Genomic DNA, 18,628 nt, shown 5'->3' on the forward strand with positions numbered 1-18,628 from the left:
GGTGGCCGCCCCCCGCCCGGGCCCCCGGGGCTGCCCGCCGGCCGCCCTGGCCGGCCTGCTCGCCCTGGCCGGGCTGCTGGTCGCCGGTGCCGGGTGGCCGGCCACCCGGCCGACCGCCGTCCTGCTCGCCAGTGCCCTCGCCGCGGTCTCGCCGCTGGTGGGCATCGCCCGCCACCGGCCCGACCGCCGGCTGCCGTGGCTGCTGATGTCGGCCTCGCTGGCCTGCTGGACCCTGGCCTTCGCCGTCGCCCCGACCGCCCCGTCGCTCGGGGTCGCGCTGCAGAGCGCCGGCATGGTCGCCGTCGTCGGTTTCCTCGTCGTGCTCTTCCAGCGGCAGCGCGCCGGCGCCCGCCCGGACCAGCGGCGTACCCGCCGCGAGCAGTGGGGACGCCGGGCCGACCGCGCGATGCTGGCCAGCGTCGTCGCGCTGGCCGTCGTCCAGGCCGGGATGGCGCTGGCCGACCCCGGGCTGCCCTGGCCGCACGCGGTCGCCCCGCTCGACGCCGTCATGGTCTGCCTGGCGTTGCGCTACATCGGGTCGCGGGCCGACCTCGGTCCCAGCATCGGGCTGGTGCTGCTGGGCGGGGTCACCGTGTCGGTCTACGACGGGCTGGTCTCCGACACCGGCGTCCGGCTGGCCTCCCTGCAGGCCGGGCAGAACGTGGTGTGGGTGCTCGGCCAGGTGCTCTTCGCCGCCGGGTGCCTGCACCCGCGGATGCGCACGGCCTTCACCCCCGGCCGCCCGAGCCGGCTGCGCTCGGAGTCCGCCCGCCTGCTGGGCACCACCCCCGTCGTCCTGGTGCCGGTGGCGCTGGCCCAGCTGGAGAGCGGCCGGCTGCTGCCCCCCACGGCCTACCTGGTGACCGCCGCGGTGCTCGCTGGGCTGGCCATCGGCCGTGGTGCGCAGACGGTGCGGGCCAGCGAGCGCCTGGCCCGGCAGGACCCGCTGACCGGGCTGCTGAACCGGCGCGGGCTGCGGACGGCCTTCCACGACCTCGTCCACCCCGTCGGCGGCGGGGGCGGAGGCGCCGGCGGGGGCGACGGGGCGGTCGGGGACCTCGTGGTGGTCGACCTGGACGACTTCAAGCACGTCAACGACACCTGGGGCCACGAGGTCGGTGACCAGCTGCTCGTGGCCGTGGCCCAGCGGCTCACCGCCGTCGTCCCCGCCGGTGGGGTGGTCTGCCGCTCGGGCGGTGACGAGTTCGTGCTGCTCCTGCCCCCGGGGTCCGACCCGCCCGACGACCTGCTCACCCGGGCGCTGGCGGCACCGGTCGAGCTGGCCGGCACGCTCGTCGTGGCCCGCGGCAGCGCCGGCTGGACCCCGCTGCGCACCGGCAGCGAGCTGGCCCACGCCCTGGCCGACGCCGACGTCGCGCTCTACGCCAGCAAGTCCGCGGCGCGCGGTCAGGCGACCCGGTTCACCCCGGAGCAGCGGGAGCAGGTCCTCGGCCAACTGGCGCTCGGGGCCGACCTGCGCCGGCTGGTGGCCGGGGACCCGGCCGCCGGCGAGCTCCTCCTGGTCTACCAACCGCTGGTGTCCCTGCCCTCGCGGGCCGTGGCCGGGTGCGAGGCACTGGTGCGCTGGCAGCACCCCACCCGCGGGTTGCTGTACCCCGACACCTTCCTGCCGATCGCCGAGGCGCAGGGGCACGGTGCCGCGCTCGACGCCTGGGTGCTGCGCGAGGCCTGCCGCACGATGCAGGAGCGGCTCGACCCGACCTGGTGGGTCAGCGTCAACCTCGGCCGCTGCTCGATGGTCGACCCCGACCTGGCCGGCACCGTGCGCGACGCCCTCGCCGCGACCGGGCTGCCCGCCCACCGGTTGCACCTGGAGATCACCGAGCACGACCAGCTGCCGGTGGACGCCGGGGTGGCGGCCCTGCACCAGCTGGCCGCCGACGGGGTCGTGGTGGCGCTGGACGACTTCGGCACCGGCTACACCTCGGTGGCCTACCTGCAGCGCTACCCGGTCACGGTGCTCAAGCTGGACCGCTCGGTCACCGGGTCCGACGCCTCGCGGGCGCTGCTGCGCGGTCTCGTCGCCCTGGCCGCGGCACTGGGGACGTCGGTGCTCGCGGAGGGCATCGAGACCGACGAGCAGTGCGAGCGGCTGGCCCGGCTCGGGGTGGACGCCGGGCAGGGGTGGCTGTTCGGTCGGCCAGTGCCCGCGGACCGGTTGACCGGTCGGCACCCCCTCCCGGCCGGCAACCCCACGTAGCTCACCAGTCACACACCGGAGCGCCCCACCGATCATGGCGCTGCTGTCGCCCTACTCTCGCGCCGACCAGGACCACGGCGGGGAGGAGAGCCATGCAGGTCGACGACGTCGCCGCGCTGCAGCAGCACCCCGCGTGGCGGCTGCTGCGCGCCGACGACGCACCGCTCGTGGTCTCGTTCCTGTCCCGCGTCTTCGGGCCCGGCGGGTCGCACGGGCTGCCGGCCGGCGAGCTGGCCGACCGGCTCGGTGACCTGCTCGCCGAGCTCGACGGCACCACCCGCGCGCAGGTCGACGCCCGCGGGTACCTCGACGGCTGGGCCGGACCCGACGGCGGCTGGCTGCGCGCCTGGTACCCGCCCGGCGCCGACGAGCCGCTCATGGACGCCACCCCCGCCGCCGAGCTGGCCATCGCCTGGGTGGCCGGGCTGGCCCCACGCCCGGTGGTCGACACCGCCGCGCGGCTGGACGGCGTGGTGGACCTGCTGCGCGCGCTGGTCACCGACCCCCCGGCCGAGCCCGCCCTGCAGCGCGACCGGTACCTGCACCTGGCCCGCACCGCCCGCGGCCTGCTGGCCGACCTGCGCGCGGTGGAGGCCGCCTTCCGCGCGCGCGACGGCGAGCTGCGCGACCGCATCGCCGGCGGGGACCAGGCACTGGCCCGCGACGTCGCCGCCGGGCGGCGCGGCGTCGCCGACTCCGACCAGGGTCGCAGCTTCCACGCCTGCTACGACCGCCTGCTCTCCCCCGACCTGCAGGAGGAGCTGGCCGACCTGCTCGTCCGCGTGCACGAGCTGCCCGCCCTGCGCACCTGCCACGACCCGGGCCTGCCCCGCCTGCGGCACGACCTGGTCACCGGCGTCGAGCACACCCGCCTCGTGCTGCGCGGGCTCTCCGACGCGCTGCGGGCGGGCCTGGACGACCGCGTGGTCCGCGAGGACGCCCGGGTGCTGGACCTGGTGGGCAGCATCCGCGCCCGGGCGACCCGGCTGGCCGCGGGGCTGGGCGACCTCGCGGGGTTCTTCGTCGAGATCGACGAGCTGGCCCCCACCGTCGTCCTGCCGATGGAGCGCCACCTCTACGCCCCGCCGCGGCGGGCCTCCGTCGACAGCGCCCGCCCCGAGCCCGGGGACGAGGACTTCACCGCCGGCGCCCTGTTCGAGCAGGTCCAGATCGACCCCGTGCCGCTCACCGCGCACGTGCGCCGCGCGCTGCTCCAGCGGCCCCGCGTCGAGCTGGTCACCGTGCTCGAGCAGCACCCCCTCGAGCACGGGCTGGCCGAGCTCATGGCCTACCTGTCGCTGCGCGACGACGCCTTCGACGTCCTGTTCCCCGAGACCACCGACGAGCGCGACGAGCAGCCGGACGACGACCCGGACCACGACCGGGACGACGACCGGGACGACGACACGGTGTCCTGGACCGACCCCGACGGCCGCACCCGCTCGGCCACCCTCCCGCGGGTGGTCTACGCCCGCCGGGACACCGCCGCCCGCGCCGGTACCACCCACCCCGCCGGCCGCCGCTCCCGGCCGGCTGGCCGCGCTGACACCGCAGAGGACCCCCGATGACCGCACTGCTGCCCGAGGCGGCCCCCCGCGCCGAGCTCAGCCTGCCCCTCGTGGTGACCTCGCTGATGCGCGGCGTGGTGCACCGGGAGTCCGCCCCCGAGGTGTGGCGGCACCTGTGCGCACTGCAGCCCGACCTGCGCGACTACGTCGCCACCCTGGGCCTGGTCGCCGTCGTGGACGAGGCCGAGGGCTACGCCTTCCTGCGGCAACGACCCGAGGACCCCGCCGACGACGGCCCGCCGCTGCCCCGGCTCGTGGCCCGCCGGTCGCTGTCCTACCCGGTCAGCCTGCTGCTGGCGGTGCTGCGCCGCCGGCTGGCCCTCGCCGACGCCGGGGGCACCCGCGGTCGGCTGGTGCTCAGCCGGACCGACCTCGTCGAGCTCGTGGCCGACCTGCTGCCCGACCCCGGGCGGCGCAACCGCCTGGTCGAGCAGGTGGACGGGCACATCGCCAAGGTCGTCGAGCTGGGTTTCCTGCGCCGCATGCCCGGCCCGGACGGCGGCTTCGAGGTGCGCCGCGTGCTCAAGGCCTTCGTCGACGCGCAGTGGCTGTCGGAGTTCGACGCCCGCCTCGCCGAGTACGCCGCCACCCAGCAGCTCCAGCCCGCCGTGGAGGACCTACCGTGACCAGCGCCCCGCCGCTCCCCCACCTGCTGCTCACCACCGACGACGACGGCCCCGGCCCCGGCGGCCCGGGCGGCGGACACACCTCGGCCGGCTTCCGGCTGGACCGGCTCGAGCTGCTCAACTGGGGCACCTTCGACCGCCGGGTCTGGACGCTGCGGGCCGACGGCCAGAACACCCTGCTCACCGGCGACGTCGGCTCGGGCAAGTCGACCCTCGTCGACGCCCTCGGCACGCTGCTGCTGCCGGCGTCCCGGATCACCTACAACGAGGCCGCCGGCGCCCCGGCCCGCGAGCGCGACCTGCGCTCCTACGTGCAGGGCCACTGGCGCGCCGAGCGCAGCGACAGCACCGGCGGCACCCGCCACGTCGGACTGCGCCCGGGCAGCACGTGGACCGCGCTGCTCGCGGTGTTCACCAACGAGGGGCTGGGCGAGACGGTCACCCTGGGCCAGGTGCTCTGGCTGCGGGCCGGCGAGGTCGGCCAGCCCGACCGCTTCCACCTCGTCGCCGACCGCGACCTGTCCATCGCCGGGGACCTCGCCGAGTTCGGCAGCGACCCGGCCGCGCTGCGCCGCAGGTTGGCCGCCCGCCCCGACGTCGAGGTGTTCAGCACCTTCACCGAGTACGGCCGGGTGTTCCGCAACCGGTTGGGCATCGCCTCGGAGCAGGCGATGGACCTGTTCCACCAGACCGTCTCGGTGAAGGACGTCGGGGACCTCAACGCCTTCGTCCGCACCCACCTGCTCGAGCCCGGCGACCCTGCCGGCTGGGTGGACCGGCTGCTGGGCCACGTCGACCAGCTGACCACCGCCCACGCCGCCGTCCTCACCGGCCGCCGGCAGCTGGCGCAGCTGGGCCCGGTGCTGGCCGACGCCGACCGGCACGCCGTCCTGTCCGAGCAGATCGCCACGGTGGACGCCGACCTGGCCGCGCTCCCCCGCTGGGCCGACACGCTGCGGGAGAAGCTGCTGGCGGCCCGGGCCACCACCCAGCGGGCCGAGGTCGCCGCGGCCGACCGGGCGCTGTCCCAGGGCACCACCGACCTGGACCTGGCCCGCGCCCGGGAGCTGTCTCTGACCATGCAGCGCACCGGCAACGGCGGGGAGCGGCTGCGCTACATCGACGAGCAGCTGGTCGACCTCGAGGTCGCCCGCCGGGAGCGCCGCGCGCGCGCCGGGGCGTTCGCCGCACTGCTGGAGGCCACCGGCCTGGACCCGGTCGCCGACGGCGAGGACTTCGTGGTGCGGCGCACCGAGATCGCCGAGGCGCTGGCCCGGGCGGTCGAGAGCGAGGCCGAGGTCGACGAGCGGCTGGCCGAGGTGGAGGTGGCCCTGGCCGCCCTGCGCTCGCGGGCGGCCGACACCGCCCACGAGCTGACCGGCCTGCGCGGGCGCACCGGCGTGGTGCCCCGGGCGGCGGTGCGGCTGCGCGACCGGCTGGCCGCGGCCCTGCAGGTCGACCCCGTCGAGCTGCCGTTCGCCGGTGAGCTGGTGCGGGTCTCCCCCGTGCACGCCGACTGGGCCGCGGCCGCCGAGCGCGTGCTGCGCGGCTTCGCGCTGACCGTGCTGGTGCCCCACCGGCACTACGCCGACGTCAGCGCCTGGGTGGAGGAGCACACCGACGGCGCCGAGCTGGCCTACCTGCCGCTGCCGGCCACGCTGCCCACCGCCTCCCCCATGCCGGCCCCGCAGTCGCTGGCCGCCGTGCTGGAGGTGCGGTCCTCCCCGCTGGCGTCGTGGGTGGAGACCCAGCTGGCCCAGCGCGCCCCGCACCTGCGGGTCGACGACGTCAAGGAGTTCCGCCGCACCCCCGTCGCGGTCACCCGCACCGGCCAGGTCAAGGACCGCACCGGGCGGCACGTGCTCGACGACCGGCACCCGGCCGGGGACCCGCTGCACCAGGTGCTGGGCTGGGACAGCGCGGGTAAGGCGCGCGCCCTGGCCGCGGCCGAGAGCGCGCTGCTGCCCCAGCTGACCGAGCTGGCGGCCGCCCGGGACGCCGTCCGGGCCGAGCGGGCCCGCACCGTGTCCCGCGGTCGGGACCTGGCCACCCTCTCGGCCTACGACAGCTGGCGGGCGCTGGACTGGCAGGGCGCGATCCGGCAGATCGCCGAGCTCGGCCGCGAGCGCGACCTGCTGGTCGCCGCGTCCGGGGTGCTGTTCGGGCTCGACGGCGCGATGGAGGACCTCCGCCGCGACATCGTCGGGCTGGCCTCGGCCCAGGCCACCCTGCAGCAGCGGCGGGGCGCGGCCTCCTACGCCCTCGGCGAGACGTTCCGGGTGCTGGAGGCCGTGCGGTCGCGGCTGGGCGCGGCGGACGCGACCGGCACGGCGGCCGTCACGGCGGAGGGCACGGCGGGCGACGGGGACGACCGGCGGGCCGCGCGGGCCGCGGTGGACGACGGGTCCGCCGTGGCCCGGGCACTGCGGATCGACCGGGCGCTGACCGCCCCCGAGCGGCTGGACCGCCGGGCGCTGGTCGCCTCGGTGCCGGTCACCGACCTCGACGACGTCGACGAGCGCGAGCGGAACATGCGGGCGGTGCTCGAGCGGGAGCGGACCACCCAGACGTCGGTGCGCGCGGAGGTGGAGGCGCGCATGGTGCGCGCGATGGCCGCCTTCCGCGCCGAGCACCCCGCCGTCGCCGCCTCGCTGGACGCCTCCCGGTCGGCCGCCGACGCCTTCCGGGAGCTGCACGAGCAGCTGCGCGGCACCGGGCTGCCGCAGGCCGAGGCCGCGTTCACCGCGCTGCTCGAGCAGGACACCGTGCGCGACGTCGCCGGGTTCCTCGCCGAGCTGGAGCGCCGCGCCGCCGAGGTCACCGAGCGGGTGGCCCGGATCAACGGGTCGCTGCACGACATCGACTACCATCCCGGCCGCTACCTGGCCCTGGAGGCTCGGCCGGCCGCGGCGCCGGAGGTCGAGGACTTCCGGGCCGACCTGCGCGCCTGCACCGGGGGCGACCCGGCCGACCCGGAGGAGCGCTTCGCCCGCATCGCCCGCGTGGTGCACCGGCTGCGCGGCCGGGCCGGGCACGTCGCCGAGGACCGCCGCTGGGCGCGGCGGGTCACCGACGTGCGCAACTGGTTCGTGTTCGCCGCGACCGAGCGGTGGCGGCACGACGACGCCGAGCACGAGACGCACACCGACGCCGGCGGCAAGTCCGGTGGCCAGCGGGAGAAGCTGGCCTACACCGTGCTCGCCGCGTCGCTGGCGCACCAGTTCGGCATCGACCCGGCCGCGCCGCTGGCCCGAGACTTCCGGCTCGTCGTGGTCGACGAGGCGTTCGGGCGGGGTTCGGACGACTCCACCCGCTTCGCGCTCGACCTGTTCGGCCGGCTGGGCCTGCAGCTGCTCGTGGTCACCCCGCTGCAGAAGATCCACGTGATCGAGCCGTTCGTGGCCTCGCTGGCCTACGTGGACAACCGGCAGGGCGACGAGTCACGGCTGCAGTGCCTGACGGTGCAGGACTACCGGACCAGACGCGCCCTGGCCCGCTCGGTCACCGCCTGAGGACGCCGGCGACCACCGGGGAGGCGCACCGGTCGGGTCACACCTCGGGGACGCAGGCCCCCGCGCCCAGCACGGCGAGCCCGGCCAGGTCACCGTCGGCGAAGTCCAGCACCCCGCCGCGGGTGGTGGCGGCCATCAGCTGGGTCTCGTCCCACACGTGGGCCAGCCCGACGACGTGGCCGAGTTCGTGCAGCAGGATGGCCCGGGCCAGCTCGGTGTCGCCGTCGGCCAGCAGGTCCGCGTACTCCGGGCCGTCGAGGGTGACGCTGCCGGTGACGTAGACCAGCGGTCCGCCGGCCGGCCCGGCCGACGCGCTGCCGCCCAGCCCGGCCACCTCGCCCGCGAGGGCCGGTTCCTGCTCGGGGGTCCGCCAGCCGACCAGCACCGGCGCCCAGCGGTCGCCGTAGCGGTCGGGCTGGTAGGCCGCACGGCCACTGCCGGGCAGCTCGTCGGTGGGACCGGCGTAGCGGAACTGCAGCCCGGTCACCTCGGTCATGCGGTCCAGCGCGTCGGTGAGCAGCGCCTCGGCCTCCGCCGGGGCGCCGTCGGTGGCCAGCACGACGTCGACCGGGCGGCACGGGTCGTAGGCCACCGGGGTGGTGCCGTCGGCCTGGCGGGCGATGAAGCCGAAGGAGTCGCTGTCGGGGGCCGGCGGCGGGGTGCCCAGCGGCTCGTCTGCCTGCTCGAACCCCGGCGCCGGCACGGTGCGCGGCGCCTCGACCGGTGCGGTGGTGGGCTGGGTGACCAGGGGCAGGGACGGCGCCTCACCGCTGCGCAGCCACCACCCCGCGGCGACCAACCCGACGACGGCCACCAGGGCCAGCAGGCTGCGCAGGACCCGGTACCGCGCGCGCCGGCGCGCCGGACCGGGGTTCGCGGCCGGGGCGGCGTCGGGCGCCATCGGGAGTGCCGCGTAGGGGTAGGCAGGCACACCCGGGTGGGGCCGGAGGTCGTCGTCCATCGCGCACCAGTGTCCGGTGCTGCGCCTGCCGGGCGCCACGACCCGCCGGGGTCAGACCCCCAGATGGGCGAGGGCCTGCACCACCAGCGCGCTCTGGCCGTTGGCCAGCTCGGCGAGCACACCCGGGTCGCGGGCCTCGTCGGGGCTGAACCAGGTGAGCTCCAGCGCGTCCTGCTGGGGGGCGCAGTCCCCCTCGACCGGCACCACGTAGGCCATGGACACCGCGTGCTGGCGCGGGTCGTGGAACGGGGTGACACCGGGGGTGGGGAAGTACTCGGCGATGGTGAACGGCTGCGGGGCCGGAGGCACCCGGGGCAGCGCGAGCGGGCCCAGGTCCTTCTCCAGGTGGCGCAGCAACGCCGTGCGCACCCGCTCGTGGTAGAGGACGCGGCCCGATACGAGCGCCCGCTTGATCTGCCCGTCGCTGCCCACCCGCAGCAGCAGGCCGACCCGGGTCACCACGCCGTGGTCGTCGACCCGCACCGGCAACGCGTCGACGTAGAGGATGGGCAGCCGTTCGCGGGCGGCGTCCATCTCCTCGCGGGAGAGCCAGCCGGAGTCGGACAGGGTGGTCGCCTCGGTCATGTGCACTGTCTAGCCGACGCCCGTCGGGAGCTGCTGGTCGGGGCAGGTGCCGAGGACGGTGGCCATCGCGTCGTGCTCGGCGGGGGTGGTCCACAGCCCGTAGGCGACCTTGACCGCGACCTGGCGGGCGACGTAGGCGCAGCGGTACCCGCGGTCGGGCGGCAGCCAGGTGGCGGTGTCGCCGTCGCGCTTCTGCTGGTTGAGCGTGCCGTCGACGGCGAGCAGGTTGAGCGGGTCGTTGGCGAACTGCTCGCGGCGCTCGGCGTCCCAGCCCTGTGCGCCGGTCTGCCAGCTGTTGGACAGCGCCACGACGTGGTCGATCTGCACGTCGTCGCTGGTGCCCTGGCCGCGCTGGAACAGGATGGTGGCGCCCGAGTAGGGGTCGACCAGCACCCCGCTCACGACCACGCAGTCGCGGGTGCCGGGCCGGAACTGCTCGGCGGTGAGGTCGCGGGCCAGCACGTCGTTGCGGGTGTCGCAGCCGTTGCGGTCGGTGTCCACCCAACCGTTGCCGTACAGGTCGCGGTCGTACCCGGTCTGCGGGGCGCGGCCCTTGACCTCCAGCAGCGCCAGGGCGGCCAGCGCGGTGCCGGTCGGGGTGGCCACCGGGGCGGTGACGTCGGCTCCCCCGCCCGCCGTCACCGGTGTGGTCGGCGAGCTCGCCGTGCCGGTGGCTGCGCCCGTGGACGAGGCGGGGCCCGTCGAGGGGGCGGGGCCGGTCGAGGGGGCGGGCAGCGCGGTCGGGACGGACCCGGGGTCCTCGGCCAGCGCCCCGACGCCCAGCCCGAGCAGGACGGCGAGCGCCGCCGCCGCGGCGAGCAGCGCGCGCCGGGCGCGGGCGGGGCTGCGTCGGCGGGCGCCGGGCAACCGGGTGGCGGTCACGTGCAGCGGTTTCCGGCTCATCGACGTCCAGGGTGCGGCGCGGTGCGGCGGGGACACCCCACCGACACGCGGCTGCGGTCGGATCACCGACCGTGCCCACCGGCACCGGTGACGTGGTGCTCATCACCTAGCGTCAGCCCCGTGGACGAGATCGCCGAGGCCTTCTACCTGCCGCTGGGGGACGGTCGGTTCGCCCCGACCCGGGCCACCGAGAGCCCGTGGGACGTGGGCGCCCAGCACGGGGGCCCGCCGTCGGCACTGCTGGCTCGCCTCGCCGCCGGGGCCGCGGAGGCGTCCGGGTCGCACCAGCAGCAGGTGCGGGTGTCGGTGGACTTCTTCGGCGCCATCCCGCGCCGGGAGCTGACGGTGGAGGTGTCGCCGCTGCGGCCGGGCCGGCGCATCGACCTCACCGAGGCGGTGATGACCGTGGAGGGCCGCACCGTGGCCGCGGCCCGGGTCTGGTCGCTCGCGCCGGGGCCGACGCCGCCGGTGGTGACCCCGTCCACCGCGCCGCCGCCGGTGCCCGAGGAGGGCACTGTGGTGTTCCCGCACCTGCCCGACTTCGGCTACCAGTACGCACTGGACTGGCGGTACACCGCCGGGTCGCCGGAGGTGCCGGGTCCGGCGGACGTGTGGACCCGGGTGCGCGTCCCGCTAATCGCCGGGACCGAGCTGACCGGCACCGACCGGGTGCTGGTCGCCGCGGACGCGGCCAACGGCATCTCCGTGGAACTGCCCATCGAGTCGTGGCTGTCGATCCCGCCGGGGATGACCTGCCACCTCACCCGGGAGGCCGACGGCGAGTGGGTGCACCTGGCCTGCCGGACCTCGATCGGTGCCAACGGGCTGGGCCTGTGCACGGGCACGATCTCCGACGCCGGCGGGCTCGTGGGCGAGGTGTCCCAACCCTTGCTGGTACGGGAACGGTGAGGTTCCACGCGGGCTGCGCGGGTAGCGGAGCACGATGACGTCGATCAGCCCGGTCCGCAGCGACCGACCCGCCCGCAGCCAGCGACGCGCCCGCACCCGCGCCGTCTCCGCCGTCCTCGGTCTCGGCGGGGTGGCGCTGGTCGCAGCTCCCCGGTGGACGGTGGCGCACCTCGCGCCCGGACGGCGGGCGCCGGCGAACTGGCTCGTGCGGGTCCTGGGAGCGCGCACCGTGGTGCAGAGCGCGGTGCTGCTGGCCACCCCGACCCGCGCGGGCCTGCAGGCCGGTGCCGCCGTCGACGCCCTGCACGCCGCCAGCATGGTGCCGGCCTGGCTGGTGTTCCCGCGCTACCGCCAGGCTGCTGCGGTGAGCGGCGGCATCGCGGTCGCCTCGGCCCTGGCGCAGCTGGCGGTCGCGCCCCAGTCCGACGACGCCCCGCACGTCCCCGGTGACGTCGACTGAGCTACCGCCGCCGACACCCCGATGACCACTGCCCCGCCGACCGACGTCGAGCCCGTCCCCGGAGCCACCCGACCACGCACGGCAAGTGATCGCGTGTTCGCTCATCGTGACCGCCGGGAGCGACAGAGTCCCGCCCGGTCAGCTCGTGCCCTGCTCCCCCCGCGCACGCAGGCCGTTCTGCTCCCTCTGCGTGAGCAGAACGGCCTGCTCCCTCTCAGGGAGCAGAACGGCCTGCTCCCTCTGGGGGTGCAGGGCACGACGTTGGCGACCGGAATGTCCCGCGCCCCCCACGATCGGCCGGGCGACCGCGGCGGAGGTCATCCCCGCGGGACGGGGGTCCAGCCCTCCGCCGTCCGCAGCGGGCCCTTGACCACCTTGCCGCCGGCGTTGCGCGGGAGCGGGCCGTCCAGCAGGCGCACGAACTGGGGGACCTTGTAGTCGGCCAGCCGGTGCCGGGCGAAGGCGGCGAACTCCGCGAGGTCCAGCGGCCCCCGGACCAGCACCACGGCACCCACCTTCTCCCCCATCACGTCGTCGGGCACGCCGACCACGGCGACCTCGAGCACGTCGGGGTGCTCGGCGAGGGCGTTCTCCACCTCGACGGAGTACACGTTCTCCCCGCCCCGGTTGATCATGTCCTTGGCCCGGTCCACGATGTGCACCAGGCCCTCGTCGTCGATGGTGGCCAGGTCGCCGGTGTGCAGCCAGCCGTCCCGGAAGGCCTCGGAGGTCGCCTCCGGCATGCCCCAGTAGCCGACGGCGACGTTCTGGCCGCGCACCAGCAGCTCCCCGATGCCCGACACCGGGTCGGGCCGGTCCAGCCGGACGTCGACCACCGGCGCCGGGAAGCCCACCGAGTCGGCGTGCTCGTCGGCCCACGCGTCGGGCAGGAAGGTGGCCAACGCGCTGGTCTCCGACAGCCCGAAGCCGTTGCCCAGCCGGGCTCCCGGGAACGCCCGGCGCAGCCGGTGCACCAGCTCCGGCGCCATCGGCGCCCCGCCGTAGGACAGCGCCCGCACGCTCGACACGTCGGTGCTGGCCAGGTCGGGGTGCCGCAGCACCAACTCGTAGATCGTCGGCACGCTCGTCAGCAAGGTGACCCGGTGCTCGGCGACCGCGGCCAGGAACGCCGCCGGCGAGAACTTCGGCATGAGCACGGTGGTGCCGCCCATGAGCACCTGGGTGACCATCTGCGAGCAGCACCCGGTGACGTGGAACAGCGGCACCGAGATCAACGAGACGTTGCTCAGGGCCGGGTCGAGCTCTCGGCAGCGCTGCACGTTCTCCGCAGCGCTCACGAAGCACTCCTGCGTGAGCATCGCGCCCTTCGGGCGGCCCGTGGTCCCCGACGTGTAGAACAGCGCCGCCAGGTCGCCGCGCGCGGGGTCGGCCGGCTCGACCGGGTCGCCGTCGGGCAGGTCGGCGGAGTCCAGGACGACGACGGCGCCGCTGTCGGCGAGCACGAACTCGCGCTCGGCGGGCGCCAACCTGGTGTTCAGCGGGACGACGACGGCGCCGGCGAGCTGCGCGCCCCAGAAGGCGAGCATCCAGGCCAGGCCGTTCGGCAGCCCGATCGCCACCCGGTCACCGGGGCCGACGCCGGCCGCGTGCAGCCCGCCGGCCACCCGCTCGGCGCCCTCCCACAGGTCGCGGTAGGTGGCCGTGCCGCCGTCCAGCTCGACGACGGCGATGCGGTCGGGGTGCGCCGCCGCGGTGGCGGCGAACCCCCGCACCACGTTCGGCTCTAGGCCGGTGTACCGGGCGACGCCGTCGGCACCTCGCTGGATCCCGCTGCTCTCGAAGACCACGGTTGCATCCTGCACCTAGATGCTCAGGACGGCCCACCCGCGGCCGGGGAGCTCGAGGCCACCGTTCCGCGGTGCCGCGGAACCGGCCAGCAGCTCACCGGCCGCCGGCACCGTCACCGGGTGGGCGGCGAGGTTCAGCGCGACCACCAGCGACTCCCCGTCCGCCGAGGTGCGGTAAACCAGTTGTTCGTTGGTCAGGTGCAGCTGCTCGGTGCGGGCGCGGTGCACCCACCGGTGTCGGCGGCGCAGCCCGATCAGCTCCTGGTGCACGGCGAAGACCGAGCCGCCGTCGACCGCCAGTGGGTCGGCCGGGAACTCGGGCCGGATCGCGTCGTCGCCGCCGGCCCGGTGCTCCTTGATGCCGTGCCAGCCGAACTCGTCGCCCGACCACACCGCCGGGGTGCCGCCCGTGGTGAGCAGCAGGACCAGCGCGTGCGGCAGCAGCGCCTCCCCCACCTGGTCGACGATGCGGGTCACGTCGTGGTTGCCGACGAAGGTCCACGGCACGAACGTGTCGAGGAAGCCGTCGTGCCGCTGCAGCGCGTGCGCGGTCTCGAACAGGTTGCCCTCCGCCAGGCCGTGCCAGACGCCCTGCCAGAGTTCGTACTGGGTGACCGAGTCCATGCCCGACGCCGCGACGGTGCCGGCGTAGTCGCCGTGGATGACCTCGCCGACGACGTACACGTCGGGGAACCGCTCGCGCACGGCCGGGAGGACCCGCGCCCAGAACCGCGGGTCGACGGCATAGGCCGCATCCAACCGCCAGCCGTCGACGCCGCGCTCGAGCCAGTGGCACATCACGTCGACGACCAGCTGCACGACGTCGTCCTGGGTGTGGTCGAGCTCCACCAGCAGGTCGTGGCCCTCGAAGGTGCCCGGCCGGTCGCCCTCCCACCGGATCCAGTGCCGGCGGGCGGGGTCGGAGACGGCGGGGTGGTCACGGCCGACGTGGTTGAACACGCCGTCCAGCAGCACCCGCACCCCGCGCTCGTGCGCGGCCGCGACGAGCGCGTCGAGGTCCCCGTCGTCACCGAGGCGGGGGTCGATGCGCAGGTGGTCCACGGTGTCGTAGCCGTGCGTGCTCGACGCGAACACCGGCCCCAGCGCCAACCCGTTGCAGCCCAGCGCCACCAGGTGGTCCAGCCACCCGGTGATCCGCGGGAGACGGTGGGTCACCGTCTCGACGGCGGCCGGCTCCGCGCCCACGAACCCCAGCGGGTGCACCTGCCACCAGATCGCGTCGGTGACCCAGCCGGGCTCGGTCACGCGGTGCCCGGTCACAGGACCCCGACGAGAGCCGGCCAGGGGTCGTCGCCGGCGACGGCGGCACCCAGCACGCGCGCCCACGTCGTCTCGTTGCCGGCCTCGTCACGCCAGGACCACATCCGGGTGGTCAGGTGGTACAGCCGGTGCTCCTGGGTGAACCCGATCGCGCCGTGCACCTGGTGCGCCAGCCGCGCCACGACGTCGACCGCCGCCCCCGCCCGCACCTTCGCCGCCGCGGCCGCCAGCTCCAGCGGCTCGCCGCGCTCCAGCCGCTGCACGGCGGCGTCGACCAGGGCAGCCACCGCGGTGACCTCGCCAGCCATCTGGGCCAGCTGCACCTGGATGCCCTGGAACTTCGCCAGCGGCCGGCCGAACTGCACCCGCTCGCCGGCGTACTGCACCGTCCAGGCCAGCACCGTCTCGGCCGCGGCCGACAGCTGCACCGCGCGGGCCAGGGCGTACCGGGCCCGCAGCTCACCGACCGGGCCGATCCGCGCCGGTGCCCCGTCGAGGACGTAGGAGCCGCGCGGCTCCCCGGCCAGGTTCACCGCATCGGTGGCCGGCAGGTCGCCGACGTCGACCAGCGCGAGGACCTCGCCGTCCGGGCCCTCGGCCGGCACGACCAGGTGCCGGGCCGCCCCGGCCCACGCGACGTCGGTCGCCGTGCCCGACACCCGGCCGTCCTCCACCCGCAGCGCACCGGAGACCCCGACGGTCAACGGCTCGTCGACCGGCGGCAGCTCGAGGCCGGCGGCCAGCACGGTGGGACCGGCAACCAGCAGCTGCTCGGCCACCGGCACCGCGCCGGCACCAGCGGCCAGCGTGGCCACGACGGCGACCGCGTCGGCCAGCTCGCCACCGGACCCGCCGGCCTCCTCCGGCAACCCCACGCCGGTCAGGCCCGCCTCGGTCAGCTCGGCCCACAGCCCTGCATCCCACCGCCGGTCAGGCGTCAGCGTCAGCGGCGGGTGCCCGGCGAGGACCTCCCTGACCGTGGCCACCACCAACTCGGTGTCGTACGCGCCGTCCGCGCTCATCGCAGACCCAGCCCGCGCGCCACGATCCCCCGCAGGATCTCGTTCGTGCCCCCGCGCAGGGTGTAGCCCGGCGCGTGCAGCTGCGCCTCCGCCAACGCCCGCCCCAGCGGATCCGGGGAGTCCAGGGATGCCGGGACGTCGACCACCCGGCGGATCTCCTCGGCCACGTCGGCCTCGAACGTCGTCCCCACGTCCTTGACCAGCGCGGCCGGGATGTCGGGCAGCTCTCCGCGGTCCAGCGCCGCCGCGATCCGGATCGACAGCTGGCGCAGCGCCAGCAACCGGGCACTCAACCGGCCCAGGGTCGCGAGCTCGGCATCCGACGACGCCCGGCGGGCGAAGGCGGTCAGCAAGGGGAACGTCGACAGGATCCGCTCGGGCCCGCTGCGCTCGAAGGCCAGCTCGGCGGTCACCTGGTGCCAGCCCGCGCCCTCCTCCCCCAGCAGCATGTCCCCGGGCACCACCACCGAGTCGAACACCACCTCGTTGAAGTGGTGCCCACCGTCGAGGATGCGGATCGGGTTGATCGTGATCCCCGGCAGCGACAGGTCCACCAGCAGCTGGCTCATCCCGGCGTGCCGGTGCTGCGGGTCGGCCGGCGCGGTGCGCACCAGCACGATCGCGTAGTGGCTGTGGTGGGCGTTCGACGTCCAGACCTTGGCGCCGTCGACCACCCAGTCGCCGTCGGCGTTGCGCACCGCCTTCGTACGGATGGAGGCGAGGTCCGAGCCCGAGTCGGGCTCGCTCATGCCGATCACGAAGTAGCACTCGCCGGCCGCGATGCGCGGCAGGATGTCCGTGCGCTGGGCCTCGGTGCCGTAGCGCAGCAGGTTCGGCCCGGACTGCCGGTCGGCGATCCAGTGCGCGGCGACGGGGGCGCCGGCGGCCAGCAGCTCCTCGGTGACGGCGTAGCGCTCCATCGCGGTGCGCTCGTGCCCGCCGTACTCCTTGGGCCAGGTCATGCCCAGCCACCCGCGCTCGCCCAGCTTGCGGGAGAAGGCGGGGTCGACCCCGGACAGCCAGGTGTCCACGTGGGTCTCGAACGACCCCGCCGCCAGCTCGGCGGCCAGGAACTCCCGGACCTCCAGGCGTACGCGTTCGGCGGCCTCGGACGGCGGTGCGGGGGCGAGCGTCAGCGTCGACGGCATGCCCGCGATGGAACCAGCTCAGCGCACCGTCAGCAGCATCGGGCCCCGGGGCTTGGGGATGGGGACCGGGGAGACGACGACGCCGGCCCGCGGGTCGGCGGTGACCCGCCGGGTGGCCAGCAGGCGGGCCACGATCGCCTTCACCATCACCTCGGCGACGTGGTTGCCGATGCACAGGTGCGCGCCCCCGCCGAAGGGCACGAACAGGTGGCTGTGCTGCTTGTGCTCCGCCCGCCCGGGGGCGAAGCGGTCGGGGTCGAAGGCGTCGGGCCGGGTCCACCACTCGGGGTGCCGGTGGAGGGCGAGGGTGGCGACGTTGACGCCGGTGCCGGCCGGCACGTGCACCCCGGCGACCTCGACGTCGGCCAGTGCCCGCCGCGGGGAGAACGGCACCGGCGGGCTCAACCGCAGCGCTTCCTGCATCGCCCGCGTGGTGTGCACCAGGTAGCCGTGGTCGGCCGGGGTCACCGGGGCCCCGGCCAGGGCGCGCACCTCCGCGGCCACCCGCTCCTGCTCGGCCGGGTGCAGGGCCAGCTGCCACAGCAGCACGGCCAGGGTGGAGGTGGTGGTGTCGTGCGCGGCCAGCATGAGGAAGACCATGTGGTCGACGACGTCGTCGACGGGCAGCAGGTCGCCGTCCTCGGTGGTGGCGTGCGCCAGGCGCGAGAGCAGGTCGGTGCGCGGCTCGGCCTCCCGCCGGCGGGCGGTCACGAGGTCGCCGAACACGCGCACCAGTTCGGCCCGCCCTCGTAGCCCCCGCTGCCACGGCGTGCCCGGCAGCGGGACCCGCAGCGGCGTGATCGAGGCGGCGACGGCGTCGGCGAAGGCCCGGTTGACGCGTTCGGCCTCCGGGCCCAGCGAGACCCCGACGAACACCTCGGCGGCGATGTCCAGCGTGAGCCGCTTCATCAGCACGTAGACGTCGACGTCCCCGGCCGGCAGGTCCCGCAGGTGCCGGTCGGTGATGTCGTGGATGGCCTCGACGTACCCGCCGAGCGCGGCCCGGCCGAACGCCTGCTGCATCACCCGGCGGTGCCGGTGGTGGTCGTCGAAGTCGCGCAGCATGAGCCCGTTGCAGAACAGGTCGCCGATGGTGTTCGCCCAGCCCTGCTGGCTGGAGAGCACCTTGCCCGGGTCGAGGAACACCTCGCGGGTGGCCTGCGGGGTCAGGAAGGTCACGCCTCCCGCCCGAGCACCCGGGTGCGGAACACGTCCCCGTACCGCACCCGGTTGCGCTCCATCAGCCCGCGCGCATCGCGCACGAACAGCAGGGTGTGGCCGACCAGCGGCCACCCCCGGTCACCGGGGACGTGGGCGAGCGGGTCCACCACGGGGCACCTCCGACCGGCCGCGCCGGTGCGGCTCGTCATCGACCCTAGGTCGACGACGGCACCGTGACCAGGGCCGCCCGGTCCGTGTCGGTGCACCCGCCTACCCTGGCGGTGCGCCTGCTGCACCACGGGAGCCAGCCCGCTCCACGACGCGAGGAAGTACCCAGTGACGATCGCCCCCGCTCCGATCGTGAGCCGTCCGAGTCCGGTTCACGTGGCCGAGAAGGGTTCGCGGCTCTCGATGCTGCTGCGGACCACTGACCACAAGACCATCGGTCTGATGTACCTGGCCA

Annotated in this window: 15 protein-coding genes; 6 read left to right on the forward strand and 9 right to left on the reverse strand. The window is 75.8% G+C overall.

The genetic code is table 11. The features are described 5' to 3' along the window. Nucleotide 1: 1 nt before the first annotated feature. From TEK04_RS17055 to TEK04_RS17070, 4 genes are all read left to right on the forward strand, one after another. Nucleotides 2–2,221, forward strand: coding sequence for a putative bifunctional diguanylate cyclase/phosphodiesterase (locus TEK04_RS17055; RefSeq protein ID WP_336405552.1), 2,220 nt, complete (start codon nt 2–4; stop codon nt 2,219–2,221). A 92-nt stretch (nt 2,222–2,313) separates the two neighbouring features. Continuing rightward, nucleotides 2,314–3,789, forward strand: coding sequence for a DUF3375 family protein (locus tag TEK04_RS17060; protein WP_336405553.1), 1,476 nt, complete (start codon nt 2,314–2,316; stop codon nt 3,787–3,789). Further along, a complete protein-coding gene (locus TEK04_RS17065; protein WP_336405554.1) occupies nt 3,786–4,415 on the forward strand; it encodes a DUF4194 domain-containing protein in 630 nt (209 codons plus the stop codon). The genes TEK04_RS17060 and TEK04_RS17065 overlap by 4 nt, the downstream gene beginning before the upstream one ends. Then, nucleotides 4,412–7,927, forward strand: a complete 3,516-nt coding sequence (locus TEK04_RS17070; RefSeq protein ID WP_336405555.1) for an ATP-binding protein — start codon at nt 4,412–4,414, stop codon at nt 7,925–7,927. The genes TEK04_RS17065 and TEK04_RS17070 overlap by 4 nt, the downstream gene beginning before the upstream one ends. Nucleotides 7,928–7,964: 37 nt before the next feature. On the opposite strand, the gene TEK04_RS17075 is transcribed toward TEK04_RS17070, so the two are convergent. The 3 genes from TEK04_RS17075 to TEK04_RS17085 are packed head-to-tail and all read right to left on the reverse strand — an operon-like array spanning nt 7,965 to nt 10,376. Further along, nucleotides 7,965–8,888, reverse strand: coding sequence for a zinc metalloprotease (locus TEK04_RS17075; protein ID WP_336405556.1), 924 nt, complete (start codon nt 8,886–8,888; stop codon nt 7,965–7,967). Between the two features lie 51 nt (nt 8,889–8,939). Beyond that, nucleotides 8,940–9,473: an NUDIX hydrolase family protein gene (locus TEK04_RS17080; RefSeq protein WP_336405557.1), complete on the reverse strand. Its 534-nt coding sequence runs from the start codon at nt 9,471–9,473 to the stop codon at nt 8,940–8,942. Nucleotides 9,474–9,482: 9 nt separating this feature from the next. Beyond that, the gene (locus tag TEK04_RS17085; protein WP_336405558.1) at nt 9,483–10,376 is read right to left on the reverse strand and encodes an HNH endonuclease family protein; all 894 of its coding nucleotides are present in this window, start codon (nt 10,374–10,376) and stop codon (nt 9,483–9,485) included. 120 nt (nt 10,377–10,496) lie between these two features. Here TEK04_RS17085 and TEK04_RS17090 point away from each other — a divergent pair, with 120 nt between their 5' ends. Both TEK04_RS17090 and TEK04_RS17095 read left to right on the forward strand, forming a co-directional pair. Beyond that, a complete protein-coding gene (locus TEK04_RS17090; protein WP_336405559.1) occupies nt 10,497–11,285 on the forward strand; it encodes a thioesterase family protein in 789 nt (262 codons plus the stop codon). 34 nt (nt 11,286–11,319) lie between these two features. Continuing rightward, nucleotides 11,320–11,745: a hypothetical protein gene (locus tag TEK04_RS17095; protein ID WP_336405560.1), complete on the forward strand. Its 426-nt coding sequence runs from the start codon at nt 11,320–11,322 to the stop codon at nt 11,743–11,745. Nucleotides 11,746–12,062: 317 nt separating this feature from the next. Here TEK04_RS17095 and TEK04_RS17100 read toward each other — a convergent pair whose 3' ends face one another. Genes TEK04_RS17100 through TEK04_RS17125 form a run of 6 tightly spaced genes read right to left on the reverse strand, consistent with a single transcriptional unit; the run spans nt 12,063 to nt 18,332 of the window. Continuing rightward, a complete protein-coding gene (locus tag TEK04_RS17100) occupies nt 12,063–13,553 on the reverse strand; it encodes a class I adenylate-forming enzyme family protein (protein ID WP_336405561.1) in 1,491 nt (496 codons plus the stop codon). A 15-nt stretch (nt 13,554–13,568) separates the two neighbouring features. Next, a complete protein-coding gene (locus TEK04_RS17105) occupies nt 13,569–14,819 on the reverse strand; it encodes an alpha-amylase family glycosyl hydrolase (protein ID WP_336405562.1) in 1,251 nt (416 codons plus the stop codon). 11 nt (nt 14,820–14,830) lie between these two features. Continuing rightward, nucleotides 14,831–15,856 carry an acyl-CoA dehydrogenase family protein gene (locus tag TEK04_RS17110; RefSeq protein ID WP_336405563.1) on the reverse strand — a complete coding sequence of 342 codons (1,026 nt, stop codon included), beginning with the start codon at nt 15,854–15,856 and terminating at the stop codon, nt 14,831–14,833. After that, the gene (locus tag TEK04_RS17115; protein ID WP_336405564.1) at nt 15,853–17,004 is read right to left on the reverse strand and encodes an acyl-CoA dehydrogenase family protein; all 1,152 of its coding nucleotides are present in this window, start codon (nt 17,002–17,004) and stop codon (nt 15,853–15,855) included. Before TEK04_RS17115 ends, TEK04_RS17110 begins: the two co-directional genes overlap by 4 nt. A gap of 18 nt (nt 17,005–17,022) precedes the next feature. Then, entirely contained in the window at nt 17,023–18,183 is a 1,161-nt protein-coding gene (locus TEK04_RS17120) for a cytochrome P450 (RefSeq protein ID WP_336405565.1), read from the reverse strand. Beyond that, nucleotides 18,180–18,332 (reverse strand): hypothetical protein, encoded by a 153-nt coding sequence (locus TEK04_RS17125; protein WP_336405566.1) that lies wholly within the window; start codon nt 18,330–18,332, stop codon nt 18,180–18,182. Before TEK04_RS17125 ends, TEK04_RS17120 begins: the two co-directional genes overlap by 4 nt. Between the last annotated feature and the right edge of the window lie 296 nt (nt 18,333–18,628).

It is taken from the genome of Klenkia sesuvii, from assembly GCF_037083825.1.
GTDB classification, from domain to species: Bacteria; Actinomycetota; Actinomycetes; order Mycobacteriales; family Geodermatophilaceae; genus Klenkia; species Klenkia sesuvii.

Excerpts from the sequence above, each read along its gene's own strand:
- TEK04_RS17060 (WP_336405553.1), top strand. The coding sequence starts at position 2,314 with ATGCAGGTCGACGACGTCGCCGCGCTGCAGCAGCACCCCGCGTGGCGG.
- TEK04_RS17110 (WP_336405563.1), bottom strand. The coding sequence starts at position 15,856 with ATGAGCGCGGACGGCGCGTACGACACCGAGTTGGTGGTGGCCACGGTC.
- TEK04_RS17075 (WP_336405556.1), bottom strand. The coding sequence starts at position 8,888 with ATGGACGACGACCTCCGGCCCCACCCGGGTGTGCCTGCCTACCCCTAC.
- TEK04_RS17080 (WP_336405557.1), bottom strand. The coding sequence starts at position 9,473 with ATGACCGAGGCGACCACCCTGTCCGACTCCGGCTGGCTCTCCCGCGAG.
- TEK04_RS17095 (WP_336405560.1), top strand. The coding sequence starts at position 11,320 with ATGACGTCGATCAGCCCGGTCCGCAGCGACCGACCCGCCCGCAGCCAG.
- TEK04_RS17085 (WP_336405558.1), bottom strand. The coding sequence starts at position 10,376 with ATGAGCCGGAAACCGCTGCACGTGACCGCCACCCGGTTGCCCGGCGCC.
- TEK04_RS17065 (WP_336405554.1), top strand. The coding sequence starts at position 3,786 with ATGACCGCACTGCTGCCCGAGGCGGCCCCCCGCGCCGAGCTCAGCCTG.
- TEK04_RS17115 (WP_336405564.1), bottom strand. The coding sequence starts at position 17,004 with ATGCCGTCGACGCTGACGCTCGCCCCCGCACCGCCGTCCGAGGCCGCC.